The organism is Psychrobacter maritimus (assembly GCF_904846345.1).
In the GTDB taxonomy this organism is placed as follows: domain Bacteria; phylum Pseudomonadota; class Gammaproteobacteria; order Pseudomonadales; family Moraxellaceae; genus Psychrobacter; species Psychrobacter maritimus.
The window spans coordinates 65,494-80,233 of record NZ_CAJHAJ010000010.1 but is presented as its reverse complement, the minus strand read 5'-3'; the positions used below and the strand labels follow the sequence as shown (position 1 = coordinate 80,233).

Annotated in this window: 14 protein-coding genes, 1 tRNA gene and 1 other RNA gene; 14 read left to right on the top strand and 2 right to left on the bottom strand. The window is 42.5% G+C overall.

Annotation, left to right across the window (positions count from 1 at the left end):
- Window positions 1-122 precede the first annotated feature (122 nt).
- Window positions 123-1,145 carry an EamA family transporter RarD gene (rarD, locus tag JMX50_RS11825; protein ID WP_201629664.1) on the top strand — a complete coding sequence of 341 codons (1,023 nt, stop codon included), beginning with the start codon at window positions 123-125 and terminating at the stop codon, window positions 1,143-1,145.
- Window positions 1,146-1,262: 117 nt separating this feature from the next.
- Here rarD and smpB read toward each other — a convergent pair whose 3' ends face one another.
- On the bottom strand, window positions 1,263-1,739 hold the full coding sequence (gene smpB / locus JMX50_RS11820; RefSeq protein ID WP_201562247.1) for an SsrA-binding protein SmpB: 477 nt from the start codon (window positions 1,737-1,739) through the stop codon (window positions 1,263-1,265).
- 310 nt (window positions 1,740-2,049) lie between these two features.
- On the opposite strand from smpB, the gene coaD reads away from it, so the two are divergent.
- From coaD to JMX50_RS11755, 13 genes are all read left to right on the top strand, one after another.
- Complete coding sequence (gene coaD, locus JMX50_RS11815) at window positions 2,050-2,559, top strand: pantetheine-phosphate adenylyltransferase (RefSeq protein WP_201629661.1); 510 nt, start codon at window positions 2,050-2,052, stop codon at window positions 2,557-2,559.
- A 152-nt stretch (window positions 2,560-2,711) separates the two neighbouring features.
- Window positions 2,712-2,960: a YfhL family 4Fe-4S dicluster ferredoxin gene (locus JMX50_RS11810; protein WP_201562243.1), complete on the top strand. Its 249-nt coding sequence runs from the start codon at window positions 2,712-2,714 to the stop codon at window positions 2,958-2,960.
- 124 nt (window positions 2,961-3,084) lie between these two features.
- Window positions 3,085-4,404, top strand: coding sequence for an adenosylmethionine--8-amino-7-oxononanoate transaminase (bioA, locus tag JMX50_RS11805; RefSeq protein WP_201629658.1), 1,320 nt, complete (start codon window positions 3,085-3,087; stop codon window positions 4,402-4,404).
- Window positions 4,401-5,141 (top strand): dethiobiotin synthase, encoded by a 741-nt coding sequence (gene bioD / locus JMX50_RS11800; RefSeq protein ID WP_201629656.1) that lies wholly within the window; start codon window positions 4,401-4,403, stop codon window positions 5,139-5,141. Before bioA ends, bioD begins: the two co-directional genes overlap by 4 nt.
- A gap of 74 nt (window positions 5,142-5,215) precedes the next feature.
- Window positions 5,216-5,582: RNase P RNA component class A (rnpB, locus tag JMX50_RS11795), an RNA gene on the top strand.
- Between the two features lie 134 nt (window positions 5,583-5,716).
- Window positions 5,717-5,793 (top strand) — tRNA-Met (locus JMX50_RS11790).
- A 430-nt stretch (window positions 5,794-6,223) separates the two neighbouring features.
- Window positions 6,224-8,020, top strand: coding sequence for a translation elongation factor 4 (lepA, locus tag JMX50_RS11785; RefSeq protein ID WP_201562237.1), 1,797 nt, complete (start codon window positions 6,224-6,226; stop codon window positions 8,018-8,020).
- 104 nt (window positions 8,021-8,124) lie between these two features.
- On the top strand, window positions 8,125-9,027 hold the full coding sequence (lepB, locus tag JMX50_RS11780) for a signal peptidase I (protein ID WP_201629654.1): 903 nt from the start codon (window positions 8,125-8,127) through the stop codon (window positions 9,025-9,027).
- Between the two features lie 194 nt (window positions 9,028-9,221).
- Window positions 9,222-9,614: a DUF4845 domain-containing protein gene (locus JMX50_RS11775; RefSeq protein WP_227671043.1), complete on the top strand. Its 393-nt coding sequence runs from the start codon at window positions 9,222-9,224 to the stop codon at window positions 9,612-9,614.
- 140 nt (window positions 9,615-9,754) lie between these two features.
- Complete coding sequence (gene rnc, locus JMX50_RS11770) at window positions 9,755-10,552, top strand: ribonuclease III (protein ID WP_183619926.1); 798 nt, start codon at window positions 9,755-9,757, stop codon at window positions 10,550-10,552.
- Between the two features lie 202 nt (window positions 10,553-10,754).
- Complete coding sequence (gene era / locus JMX50_RS11765; RefSeq protein ID WP_201629652.1) at window positions 10,755-11,933, top strand: GTPase Era; 1,179 nt, start codon at window positions 10,755-10,757, stop codon at window positions 11,931-11,933.
- An 85-nt stretch (window positions 11,934-12,018) separates the two neighbouring features.
- Complete coding sequence (recO, locus tag JMX50_RS11760; protein WP_201629650.1) at window positions 12,019-12,810, top strand: DNA repair protein RecO; 792 nt, start codon at window positions 12,019-12,021, stop codon at window positions 12,808-12,810.
- Between the two features lie 56 nt (window positions 12,811-12,866).
- The gene (locus JMX50_RS11755; RefSeq protein ID WP_201629649.1) at window positions 12,867-13,667 is read left to right on the top strand and encodes a pyridoxine 5'-phosphate synthase; all 801 of its coding nucleotides are present in this window, start codon (window positions 12,867-12,869) and stop codon (window positions 13,665-13,667) included.
- A gap of 21 nt (window positions 13,668-13,688) precedes the next feature.
- Here JMX50_RS11755 and JMX50_RS11750 read toward each other — a convergent pair whose 3' ends face one another.
- Window positions 13,689-14,276, bottom strand: a complete 588-nt coding sequence (locus JMX50_RS11750) for a Tfp pilus assembly protein FimT/FimU (protein WP_201629647.1) — start codon at window positions 14,274-14,276, stop codon at window positions 13,689-13,691.
- Window positions 14,277-14,740: the final 464 nt, after the last annotated feature.

Here is a 14,740-nt window from a genome sequence, read left to right as displayed (position 1 = left end):
TGTCTATATAGAGATAATTTCTCGTTACACCACCGTAAAATACACCGTACTCATCCAAGCTGGCAAGCAAAATAAAAAGCAATTGGTTTATCTAATATTTATTTATATTTACGGTGTTTATTATGTCTCACTCAACGCTATCTCATGTTTTTGCTAATACGTTAGACAATACGGTTTCGCGTCTGCCTTTGCCTGCGGTGTGGACAGCTGGCAGCAAACAACAGCGCACGCTAATCATGGGCGTGGCGTTGGCGATATTATCAAATATGTTGTTTGGCGTGCTTTACGTCTATAGCAGTTTTTTAGCGCCGTTATCTGGTACACAAGTCTTTATCTGGCGGATGCTGGCAATGTGGGCCGCGCTAATCGGCTATCTTGTGATTAGTGGGCGTTTGGGTTTGCATATTAATAAGTTGAGAGCGCTCCGAACCCTTAAGCAATGGGCGTGGTTATTATTGCCAACACCGATATTCCTCAGCCAGTTTTGGCTGTTTATGTGGGCACCAGTAAATGGCCAAGGCGTACAAACGGCAATGGGTTATTTTCTGTTTCCACTGATGATGGTTATATTTGGCTGCGTCTTGTTTGGCGAGAAATTAAGCCGTCTGCAATGGTTGGCGGTTGCATTTGCCGCTGTCGGTGTGGGCAGTGAGATTGTGCGCACCCAAAGCATATCGTGGGCGACGTTATGGGTTTGCGGCAGCTATCCTATTTATTATATTTTGCGCCGCTTGCAAGGTATTGGCGCGATTACTGGATTGTTGGTAGATTTGACCATCTTTGCACCGTTTGCGCTAGCCTATTTATTATTCATTGCGCCGAGCAGTTTAGAAATAGTTGGCGGTTCGGGATTTTTTATCATGATGCTGGCAGGACTTGGCGTGCTTAGTGTGATTGCGATGAAAACCAATGTCGATGCCAGTCAAATGCTCCCCGTCAATGTCTATGGCATGATGAGTTATATAGAGCCCGCTTTATTATTTATCTTGGCCATTACGATATTGGGCAATCCTTTTGAGTCAGCGATGATTTATAGCTATGGTTTGATATGGCTGGGTATAGCTTGTTTAATTGTGCATGGTATCCGTCAATTACGCCGCGCTCATAAGCAGTCGCAGTTTGATAAAACAGCCCAAACGGTTTGAAAATAGATGCACTAAATTGATTGATTTAACTTATTTGCCAAATAAAAAAGGACGATTCAACAATAAGCTGAATCGTCCTTTTTACATTAGATTAACATCAATCGCTGATAGCGTCTTTTAATCTAAATGCTGTTTAAAGCCGCGCTGCTTATCACGTTCCCAGTCGCGGTCTTTAAGGGTTTTACGTTTATCATGCTGTTTTTTACCTAAGGCTAAGGCAATTTGGCATTTCACCAGAGAGTTTTTCCAGTAGCAAGATAACGGCACACAAGCATAGCCTTTTTGATTGACCGCACCCATGAGTTTTTCGATTTCACGGCGATTGAGCAGCAGCTTACGGGTACGAATGCTATCAGGGCTCACATGCGTTGAGCTTGAGAGCAGCGGCTGAATATGGGCACCAAACAAAAACGCCTCATTATTACGAAAGATAATATACGCTTCAGTAATGGTCATTTTACCGGCGCGAATGGCCTTCACTTCCCAACCTTGTAACGATAGACCTGCCTCAAACGTCTCTTCAATAAAATACTCATGACGAGCTTTTTTATTGGCGCAAATTTGATTGTCAGGTTTTTTTGATTTTTTTGACATAATTTCTCCATAAGGACTTTAATATATTGTTTTTGGATATCTTGTTCTCGTATCGCTTCAACATACAGTGTCCCAGTCTAACTATTCCTCATCCTAACTCTTTAATAGGGATTTTTTTTGTCATGCTGGTTTGTCATATCGAGCATGGCAAATCAAGCGGAGCAAAAGGGATGAGTCGAACCGCCTATTGTAGCAAAGCAGACGGCGAAAAGGTAAATCGACTGTTAGGACAAATGTAGCAGATAAGTATTAAGTTTGAGTAAAATTTGCTAGCATATGGGGCATTACCATTAACCATATTAGTCCTGTTATGAGCCTTTCTGCTACTTCTTCAAAACTGCATACTAAGATTTTATACCCTGGTACCTTTGATCCTATTACCAATGGTCATGTCGACTTGGTTAAACGGGCGACGAAACTGTTCGACGAGGTGGTCATTGCGGTTGCCTCAGGACACCATAAAAAGCCATTGTTCGACTTTGAGGAGCGCGTTGCCTTGGTCGAGACCGTATTTGCTGATTTGCCGCAAGTGTCGGTGATTGGTTTTGAAGGTTTGCTGGTCGACTTTATGCGCGAAAAGAACGCCACGGCGGTATTGCGCGGCTTGCGAGCCATGTCAGACTTTGAATACGAGTTTCAGCTTGCCAATATGAACCGCGAGCTTGATGAAAACTTTGAAGCGGTATTTTTAACCCCATCACAGAATTACTCGTTTATCTCATCAACCATGATTCGTGAGATTGCCAAGCTTGGCGGTGATGTGACCAAGTTTGTGCCACCATGCGTCTCAGAAGCCTTTATACAAAAACTCAGTAGTTAATATTTAGCTGAATATTCACTAAGTTGAGCATTTACTACAGAACTAACCCCTAAGTGAGCATTCAATATTGGCTGAATGTTAAAGATTGAGTTTAGTAGTAAACAACGAATGTACTCATTTATTATCAGCTGCTAGCAAATAAGGAGCAGTTTATGGCGTTATTAATTACCGATGAATGCATCAATTGTGATGTCTGCGAGCCTGCTTGCCCCAATGAAGCTATCTCAGAGGGCGATGATATCTATGTCATTGACCCTGATTTATGCACCGAATGCGTCGGTCACTTTGATGAGCCGCAATGCGTGGTCATCTGTCCGGTTGACTGCATTCCTCATGACCCAAACCATGTCGAAAATGAGAGTGATTTGCTCGCCAAATACAAACGTATTACCGGTCAGTAATGCGTTGCAGATTATGTTATCGATATATGAAAGTGCTAAAAACTAGGAATAATATGACGAATACGGATATTCAACTTGCCATACGCTTTTTTGAAAGCAAATACTTGTCGTTTGCGAGCGTACTATGACTGTCAGTACTGCTACCAGCGACTTCGACCAGCAACACCTTTGGCATCCTTATGCCAGCTTGCCGCCCACCTATCCAAATATCGTTATCGACCATGCCGAAGGTATTTATATCGTCACTAAAGATGGCACACGCCTGATTGACGGTATGTCGTCATGGTGGGCGAGTGTACATGGCTATAATCACCCCAAGTTAAATGCAGCGATGATTGAACAGTTGGGTAAGATGGCGCATGTGATGTTTGGCGGTTTGACCCATCAGCCAGCGATAGATTTAGGCAAAAAGCTGCTAGCTATCGTTCCTGCTGGACTGGATGCGATATTTTATGCCGATAGCGGTAGCATTGCCGTCGAAGTGGCATTAAAAATGGCGTTGCAATATCAAATTGCTGCCAAGCATCCGCAAAAGTGCCAGTTTGCCTCGACCCAGTCAGGCTATTATGGTGATACATGGCATGCAATGAGTGTTTGTGACCCGCTTGCTGGCATGCATAGCCTGTATGGCAAGCAATTGCCTTTGCAGCATTTCGTGCCTGCACCGCCCTTAGGGTTTGAGCGCGAGCTAACACAAAATGAGCGTGATGAATTAACGGCATTTTTTGCTAAACATAGCCATCAGCTTGCTGGTTTTATTATTGAGCCTATCATTCAAGGCGCAGGCGGGATGCGCTTTTATAGTCCGGAATATCTGCGACTGTTGCGCCAGCTGTGTGATGAGCATAACGTGCTGCTGATTGCTGATGAAATCGCGACAGGCTTTGGTCGTAGTGGCAAGCTGTTTGCTTGCGAACATGCCAATATTAGCCCTGATGTTATGACCATTGGTAAAGCGCTTACAGGTGGCTATATGACTTTTGCGGCGACTTTATGTACGCGCAAAGTCGCTGATACCATTCATGACAGTGCTTATCCGGCGCTCATGCATGGTCCGACTTTTATGGGTAATCCGCTAGCCTGTGCCGTTGCTTGTGCATCGATTGATTTAATTCTGTCCTACGATATCGAAGCGTGTACGGCAAATATGCACGCCGTGATGGAACAACAGCTCGCCCCTGCAGAGACGTTAGATGGCGTTAAAGAAGTACGTTGTTTGGGCGCCGTTGCTGTGATTGAGCTAGAGACAGCCGTTGAAATGCCAGTTTTTCAATCCTTATTGATTGACAATGGTATTTGGGTGCGACCATTCGGTAAATTGGTCTATATCATGCCACCTTACGTGATTACTGACGATGAGCTGGCGACGTTATGCCAAGCGCTACTAACCGTCGTCACTGCTTATTTGAATCAAACTTCTACGACCAATAGAGCCTCGCTATGAGAGTGCTATTTATATCCGGCATTGATACCGAGATTGGCAAGACTTACGCCACAGGCATGATAGCAAAAGCTCTGATGCAGCAAGGCATTAAAGTCATTACTCAAAAGCTGGTACAAACAGGTGTTAGCGTCAATTGTGATACTGGTGAGATGAATATTGCCGATGATGTTGTTACTCATCGTCAATTAATGGGCATGGCGCTGCAGCCTTGTGATTTTGATTTTACAACGTGTCCGTATCGTTATGAGAAGCCAGCATCGCCGCATTTGACAGTGAAACTTGCCAAGTCCGTTTTAGACCCTGAAACAATCACCAAATCTACGCAGCAATTGCAACAAAGCTACGACGTGGTGCTATTAGAGGGCGCAGGCGGCTTGCTTGTGCCTATTACTGAGCAGCTATTAACTTTAGATTATATTGCCACTCAAGGTTATCCAGTTATTCTAGTCACATCAGGTCGGCTTGGTAGTATCAATCATACCTTGCTGAGTTTAGAGGCGATTAACGCGCGTGGCTTAACGGTACATAGCGTTATTTATAACCATATTCATGATACTGCTGCCCAGACGGATAAGCAAATAGCTAATAGCACGATTGATTATTTAAAAAACTACTTAGCGCAACATTATCCAAATGCCCATTGGTTACAGCTGTCACGCCAAGATAAAAATAAGTTTGAAGAAGAAGTGAATGGTGATTTAATATTACCGCAGCATTTTATTGAAGCCATTATTTGAATTATTTGGTATAAAATCAAAATAAGCACAAAAGACATCCCCACGCAGCCTTTAGGTTTGCTATACTAGCGCGCTTGGTAGACTAGACGATCGCCGCTGCACACTGGCAACAGATGCGCAGGGGAGGAAAGTCCGGGCTACATAGGGCAGCGTGCCAGCTAACGGCTGGGCAGGGTAACTTGACGACCAGTGCAGCAGAGAGTAGACCGCCTTTAGTGTCGCAAGACATTATCGGTAAGGGTGAAAGGGTGCGGTAAGAGCGCACCGCGTGGCTGGCAACAGTTCACGGCATGGTAAACTCCACGCGTAGCAAGACCAAATAGGCATCGGCATGGCGCGGCCCGCGTTCGATGCGGGTAGGTTGCTTGAGCGTATCAGCGATGATACGCCTAGAGGAATGATCGTCCACGACAGAACCCGGCTTATCGGTCTACCAACTTTTTTATTGTTCGTTTTTATCGTTAGTATTATGTATATTTGCCATTAATTTGAATTAAATTTCTATTTTTTGCAAAAAAACGATAATTAGGGGTTGACGATAGTCATCTCTATCGGTATTATACCGAGCCTTAAATGGCGATGTAGCTCAGCTGGTTAGAGCGCATGACTCATAATCGTGAGGTCAAGAGTTCAAGTCTCTTCATCGCCACCATTTATAGTAAGACTAGCAGTATTAAAAATGCCAATCATTCTGTGATTGGTTTTTTTTTGCCTGATTTTTGCCAAGTGGCGTCTAGTTCAGCGAGCTTTATCTTACTTCTCGATGAGCAAGTATTTTTGTATTTTAATCATGCTCGATTGCCGTCATGTATCACGCAACATCTTGCTAATAAAATCGCCTTACTTTACAGTGGAAAACTGCTAGAATACCCTCACATGCATGCGCGTATTAATCACTGACCAATTGAGTTAGTAAGTAGTAATAAGCGCCATGAGCTTTTACCTTAGCATCAATAATTTCTTTACTTATTACGACACTATTGGCGTATTGGCTGATACGAAGTATTAGTAAGCATTGTATTGATTCTATCTGACAGCATTTATTTTCGTTATTCAATCCTCCATTATTTAGTAGGCGCTTTGTGACTGCATTAGCCAATATTCGTAACTTTTCTATTATTGCCCACATTGATCATGGCAAGTCGACCCTTGCCGATCGTTTTATTCAGATGTGCGGTGCCTTGCAAGACCGTGAAATGCAGGCGCAGGTCCTCGATTCTATGGACATTGAGCGTGAGCGCGGCATCACTATTAAAGCCCAGTCCGTGACCTTGTTTTATGACCATCCTAACGGTGAGCGTTATCAGCTGAACTTTATTGATACGCCCGGTCACGTCGATTTTTCATATGAAGTATCACGCTCATTAGCCGCTTGTGAAGGTGCGCTATTGGTCGTTGATGCTGCGCAAGGGGTAGAAGCGCAATCAGTGGCCAACTGCTATACCGCCGTTGACCAAGGCTTAGAGGTAATGGCGGTTCTTAATAAAATTGACCTGCCACAAGTTGAGCCCGAACGTGTTATTCAAGAAATTGAAGACATCATCGGGATTGACGCCGTTGATGCGCCGCGCGTATCAGCGAAATCTGGTCTTGGCGTCGATAAGCTGCTAGAAGCCTTGGTCGAGTTTATTCCTGCGCCAACCGGCGATCGTGAGGCGCCGCTCCAAGCATTGATTATCGATTCATGGTTTGACAGTTATTTAGGCGTGGTCTCACTCGTGCGTGTCCGTGAAGGAACGGTCAAAAAAGGCGATAAGATTTATATCTTATCGACCAAAGAAGCGCATTTGGTCAGCTCGATTGGTGTCTTTACGCCGAAGCCTTTAGATACAGGGATTTTAGAAGCTGGTGAAGTTGGCTTTATCATTGCCGGTATTAAAGACATTGCAGGCGCTCCCGTGGGTGATACGATTACCCATTCCAAGACCCCTGATGTTGAGCGTATTCCTGGTTTTAAACAGATTACCCCGCAAGTTTATTCGGGTATGTTCCCAGTTGATTCTAGCGATTTTGAAAAATTCCGCGAAGCGCTGCAAAAACTACAGATTAATGATGCCTCATTATTCTTTGAGCCTGATACTTCTGATGCACTCGGCTTTGGTTTCCGCTGTGGCTTCTTAGGTATGCTGCATATGGAGATTATCCAAGAGCGCTTAGAGCGCGAATATGACTTGGATTTAATCACTACGGCGCCATCGGTTATTTATGAGATTGAAAAGAAGAACGGCGAAATAATCTATGTCGATAATCCATCAAGATTGCCTGAGCCAAATAATATCGAAGAGTTCCGTGAGCCAATTGCGCGCTGTCAGATTTTAGTACCGCAAGATTACTTGGGTAACGTGATGACGCTTTGTATCGAGCGCCGTGGTGTACAGGTCGATATGCGTTTTATGGGCCGTCAAGTACAGCTGATTTTTGATATCCCGATGGGCGAGGTGGTCATGGACTTCTTTGACCGCCTAAAATCCGTATCGCGCGGTTTTGCGTCGCTGGATTACAACTTCGAGCGTTATCAGGTGGATAAATTGGTCAAAGTTGACGTGCTGATTAATGGCGAGAAAGTCGATGCATTAGCGATGATTGTGCACCAAGACCAAGCGCGTTACCGTGGTAACGCATTGGTTGGCAAAATGAAAGAGCTGATTCCACGTCAGATGTTTGATGTAGCGATTCAGGCCGCAATTGGCAGTCAAATTATCGGCCGTAGTACGGTAAAAGCCATGCGTAAAGACGTCTTAGCCAAGTGTTATGGTGGCGACGTTTCGCGTAAGAAAAAACTACTCTCAAAACAGAAAGCCGGTAAAAAACGTATGAAGCAAGTGGGTAATGTGGAGATTCCACAAGAAGCCTTCTTAGCCGTTTTGCAAGTTGAATAAATCACCGATAAATGATCAAACGTCATCTGTCTTAATATCTTTTTTAATAGCTCATTTATTAATAAAGACTGGCAGATAAGTAGCTCGCTAATAGGCAAATAAGTATGGATTTTGATTTTAATTTGATTTTAGTACCTTTAACCATTGGTTTAGGTATTATTTGGCTATTAGACAAGCTGACGCTCAAACAACGTAAAACACGAGGCCGCGGTCAAGAAAGTTTGCTGGTGCGCTGGGCGTATGACTTTTTCCCTGTGTTAGCGGTGGTATTAATTGTGCGCTCGTTCTTGATTGAGCCATTTAATATTCCTTCATCATCTATGGTACCGACTTTATACACCGGTGACTTTATCGCGGTCAATAAATACGCTTACGGTGTGCGCCTGCCGCTCACTTATAATAAGGTGCTTGATACAGGCGCGCCTGAACATGGCGATGTGGCGGTGTTTCGCTATCCTGAAAATCCAAGTATTTATTATATTAAGCGCGTCATTGGTCTGCCGGGTGATACCGTCAGTTATAATCAAGGTACGCTAGCGATTAACGACACGCCAATTCCTACCAAAGCGGTAAACTTTGATGCCGATGCTGAGCTGACCTCACAGTTATATCCAGCAGGACAAGTTGCACCAGGCCAAGTCTTGACGGAAGATAATGCTATACAAATGGGTCAACAAGAAGAAAACGCAGCGCAGTACTTTGAAGAGATTCAAGGGGATAACAAACACTTGGTTCGCTACTTACCTGATATGAATAGTGCACAATATGCGCCATTTTTACAGCAAGAATCGCCAGAAGTAGTAAGTTCTGAAGGGACAGAATGGCGTATCAACGTACCAGAAGGTCATTACTTTGTGATGGGTGATAACCGCGATCGTAGTGCTGATGGGCGTTTTTGGGGCTTTGTTCCTGATGACAATTTAGCGGGTAAAGCGGTCTATATATGGATGCATAAGCCACCCGGTCTTAACTTACCGACCTTTAAACGTAATGGTAGTATTGATTGATCTCATCGATGCGCTAAAGATTGATTTACCGATAATAGTTTGTGCTAATATTATGCCTATCTAATAAACTGCTAACTGACTTAGACATATCGATTTAGAAACTGTGTTATTAAGTAAGATTAAAATACAGTTTTTGAAAAGGTAGCGGTTTATCTATAGCAACTTAAGTAATTTACCCTTTGAGAGGTATTATAGTGCATCAATTATCTGGTTTGTCTTCGCAGCGCGGTGCTAGTGTCACTAGTGTTGTTTTTATCATTATCGTTTTGGGTGTGGCTGCCAAATTGATTGTCGCTATCGTACCGGCGCAGATTGGTGATTATCAGCTGACTAAAACGTTAAGTGCGCAGCTTAAAGAATCCAACGCCAATAAAGAAACAGCCAAACAGTTTGTTGAACGTGTCAATAAACAGCTGTCTATTAATGCCAATTATGATACCAAAGCAGAAGAGGTTTTTACCTTTACAGATAAAAAAACAGGGCAGTTGGCTATTCATAAGCAGTATGAAGTCACCAATAAACTTTTTGGTAATGTCGATATCGTTAATCGCTTCGAAGGCGACATTGATGCAACCACAGCCGAATAATGACCATTCTACATCTTAGAAAAACAAAGGTTGTTAGCTGATATTTACTTTTTTAATAAATTTAATAGATTTTAATGCAGCACCAGTTCGTCATATTTCATATTCATTAATGCAACAAAAGGGATAATCACAAACCACGCATGAAACCAACTTCGCAGTATCCTCAGGCGGTTCCTAATCACCAAAAAAGTAGCATGTCTGATGACACGCTTATTATTAGCTCAGAATTTATTCAACGGTTAGCGATATTAACGCGCAAGTTGGGTTATGTGTTTAATGATTTGAGTTTGCCTAAGCTGGCGCTCACCCATCGCTCGTTTGATAGTAAGAAAAACTATGAGCGTTTAGAGTTTTTGGGTGACGCGTTACTAGGTATGATAGTCGGTGAAGCGTTATATCACCGTTATCCGACGCAAAACGAAGGTCGGCTGACCCGTATGCGCGCAACTTTAGTCAGGCAAGAATCGCTGGTTATTATTGCGCAAAACCTAGAGCTTTCTAATCAATTGATATTGGGAGTCGGTGAGCGTAAAGGTGGCGGGCGTAATCGTGCTTCTATCCTAGCGGATGCTGTCGAGTCATTGATTGGGGCGATTTATCTAGACAGCCAAGATATGGATATTACCCGTGATTGCGTGCTTTCTTGGTATGGTGACCTCATTGATAATGTTAATGATCAAAAAGCGCTCAAAGATGCTAAAAGCCGCTTACAAGAATGGTTGCAATCTAAGCAGTTTGATTTGCCGCATTATGAGCTGATGGAAACCCGTGGCAATGCCCCGCATCAAATTTTTGTGGTGCGCTGTCAGGTAAATATTAATAACTGTCCTGATATTACTGAATCGGGCGAAAGTCGCCGTATCGCTGAGCAAAAAGCGGCAGAGCTGATGATTAATCAATTGCATAAATTGCCAGGTCAGCCTAAAAAACGCTCATAGCTAATTTTTCAAACGTGTTTTATACAAATTTTTTAAAGTTCATTTTCTAAATACTAAGTTTTCTAAATACTAAGTTTTCGCTTGTTTCAATAAATGATTATTCGAAATACCAAATATTCTTAACATGATCAGATTTATGCCGCTTTAATTCAAACCAGCAATTAAGTGGCGTGACTGATGACAACCTCCATAGGATTAACCCATGAGCAATCACAACGACTTGCCATTAAATAATGAAGATAATGCCAAAAATATGACCGAAAACACCAATGCCAGTTCAACCCAAAACCATGCTGAATCAAATAACGCTAGATTAAATGATACTAAGCTAAATGTTGATAGCACAAAAGATGCTATGTTAGAAAACCACTCATTAGAAAGTAACGCAATAGAAGACAACGCGCTAGAAAATGACACGGCTATCGAAGAGTTCTTTTCACCAAATAACCATGCCCATATGGTTGATGGTTTTAAAACTGGTTACGTCGCCATTGTTGGTCGCCCGAATGTGGGTAAATCAACCTTGATGAACCACTTGTTGGGTCAAAAACTGTCTATCACCTCGCGTAAACCACAAACGACTCGCCATCGTATTCACGGTATTTTATCTAACGATGAGATGCAAGCGGTGTTTGTTGATACCCCAGGTATTCATCGCAATGAAGTGCGTGCTATCAATGAGCGCATGAATAAAGCCGCGGTGTCTGCGTTGGTTGATGTTGACTTGGTCTTATTTGTTGTTGATTCAGATCAATGGCGTGATGATGACTTATTAACACTACAAAAACTTGGCGATACCAATCTGACCGTGGTATTGGTGATTAACAAAGCCGATACTTTAAAAGATAAAGGCAGCGTGTTGCCACTGATCGAAACCTTTAGTGACAGTTTCGATTTTGCTGATATTGTCCCTGTTTCTGCTTTGAAAAATCAAAACTTAGATCGTTTGCAAGAAGTGATTGCCTCACATTTGCCAATCGCTGATCCTATCTATGATACTGAACAGATTACCGATCGCTCAGAGCGCTTTTTAACCAGTGAAATTATCCGCGAAAAAATCATGCGTAGTGCGGGCGATGAAGTACCATACGATTTAACGGTACAGATTGATGGTTTTAAAGACGAAGCGGCGCATATAGACCCAAAAACTGGTCGTCCACGTAAAGCTTGTACCTTTATCGATGCGACCATTTATGTCGAGCGCAGTGGGCAAAAAGCAATCGTCATTGGTGATAAAGGTCAGCGTATCAAGCAAGTGGGCATGGATGCGCGTAAAGATATGGAACAGCTGTTTGATAAGAAAATCATGTTAACACTGTGGGTAAAAGTGAAGCGTGGTTGGTCTGATGATGAGCGTGCTTTGACCAGTTTAGGATATTAATAGCGCTTTAACAGAAATGGCATGGTGTCATATCATATATTTATGCCGCCATGCATTTATATCATCATTGCTGAGGTAATAATCCATGCGTAACGAAGCGTTAATCGGTTATTTATTACATCAGCGTCCTTACCAAGAAAAACGCGCCTTATACTATTTATTTTCTCAGCAACATGGGGTTATCCATGGGATTGGCAAAAAAGGCGCGCCGCTCTTTATGCCACTGCAACTTTTTGCAACTGGTAAACGCGATTTAAAAACATTCAGTCAGATTAATATTGCGCCATTAAGCTCAATTCAAGGTTCTGTAACACAAGATTTTTTAGAGCTAGAGGATAGTCAGGCAAACCTAGCAGAAGCGTTGCACCACGAGAGTATTAGTGGGCAACATCAGTATGCTGCCCTTTACTTGAATGAGATATTATGGCGGCTACTACCTACTGAAGATCCTATGCCAGTATTATGGCAACACTATCAAAACAGCCTATACCAGCTTAAGCAACCTTTAACTGCGGACGAGTTGCGTTTGTGTTTGCGCCAATTTGAGACCTATTTGTTTAATGAGTTGGGCTTTGCTTTAACGTTAAAACATGACAGTCTAGATCAGCCTATTGAATCCAATGCCATGTATCGCTTCTTGCCTGATGTGGGCTTGGTAGCGATTGTTCATAATGATGATAACGCAACCGCAATAGCGCAAACTGTTTTTAAAGGTAGTGAGGTTTTAGTGATGGTAGAGGAGGGCATATCTGCTGTTACGCTCAATACTTGGTCGCGTTTACATCGACAACTGATTGATCATCTGCTTGATTACCAACCATTACAAAGTCGTTTGCTTTGGCAGCAGCAACAGCGCTATCAATCCCAGGGTTTATAAAGGTTTTATACCCCACTTTTTAGTAAATGATCTGGATATTATTGAAAGGATTTTTTATGATTAACACAACGGTAGTACAGGCAGCTAACTTAACGGAAACCTTGGAGAGCAGCTTAAAAAAACCTCTATTAGGGGTCAATATTGACCATGTAGCGACTTTACGCCAAGCACGAGGTGTCAACTATCCAAGCCCATTGGTAGCCGCTCTGTTATGTGAGCAAGCAGGGGCAGATGGCATCACGATTCATTTGCGTGAAGACCGTCGTCATATTCAAGATACCGATGTGTACGAGATTGCCGAGCAGCTGACCACAAGAATGAATTTAGAGATGGCAGCAACGACTGAGATGCTTGAGATTGCTCGCAAGGTCAAGCCATTTTGGGTATGCTTAGTGCCAGAGAAGCGTGCTGAGTTGACTACTGAAGGCGGGCTTGATGTCGCAGGGCAGATGCCTTGGTTGACGGATTATATCGCCAAGTTACAAGCAGTCGGCATTAAAGTCTCTTTGTTTATTGATCCAGAAGCTAAGCAAATTGCTGCAGCGGTAACCTGCGGTGCCGATGCGGTTGAACTACATACAGGCGCCTATGCTGAGGCAGGTCTGGCCGGTAACATCGATAAGATGAATGCTGAACTTACGCGGATTAAAGAAGCCGTGCAGACAGCCCAAGATGCTAATAGCAATATGCTGATTAATGCAGGCCATGGTCTCACGCGTGAGAATGTCCGTGCGATTGCCCAAATTGACGGTATATATGAGCTAAATATTGGACATGCCCTTATTGCCGATGCCGTCTTTATTGGATTAGAGCAGGCGGTGATTATGATGAAAAATGCTATGCATGAAAGTGCTTAATTATTTTAACCTTATCGTTTTTTACTTTCCGCAATCAGTAGGGTAGCTCGCATTAGGCTTATAAGTAACGCGGCCACCTTGACTGAACGAGATTTGATACATGGTATGATTGTAGGTAGAGGTCGGACAGTATTTAAAATGTCCGAAGTGGCCGCGCGGCTTACCGCTATCGCCCCAGAATTTAGTGTAATGGCGCTTATCTCCCACACGTAAATATAATGTACTGTATTTAGGCTCTAAGGCTTGTTCTTCTAGCAAGTCGTCGACCCCTAAATCAAAATTTTTATTATTGTTTCTATCTAAGAATAATAATAACTGCTTATAACTGTCTCTATCGCAGATAGCACCGTTGTTAGACAGGCAAACCAGCAAGTCTTGTCTTCTGATATAACTTTCAGCTTTTGCTAATGTCAGCGTATTTCTGATTTGACTTTCAATACGTTTCGCTTCCATACGAGCTAATTGCTCTAGGATATAAGGCGTCGCAATCATTGTTAAGATAGCTAAAACCGCGATTGTGACGATCAATTCTACTAAAGTAAAACCCTGCTCATTATTTGGCTGAAATTGCTTTTGTCTGTCGGATAAGACTTGATATGATTCCATCATGATGAACTGCTACCTATATAAGAGGTATGGCAATATATGAGAGGTCATTGAGCAAGGATTTCTAGTGTCAATATTTTTAGTATCAATAATAACGTTCAGCTTATACTTAACTATTAACATTCAGCATCATGCGTAATCTAGATTATTGATGTATATAATATTTCATTAAGCTTCAAGTGCTTAGCTAAATAGTGAAAAAATGTTTATTAATGCAAATATAAACTAAATATATGTCTACTGTCAAAAAATGTTTCAATTCGTGAATGAGCAGTTTTATCAATAGAGAAAACTAAGGTTTTGTATTAAAATAAACCCAAACAATAGGTATGATTCGTTTCATCACCTATTGCGACCTAACATACAAAAGATAAAAAGCGTAAAGTGTGTTAGTTCTCAGTAAGTTAAGCTGGCTAATGTGTTTTAGTTATGACATTATCGTGTAATAATGTGTAGCTGGTTAACGA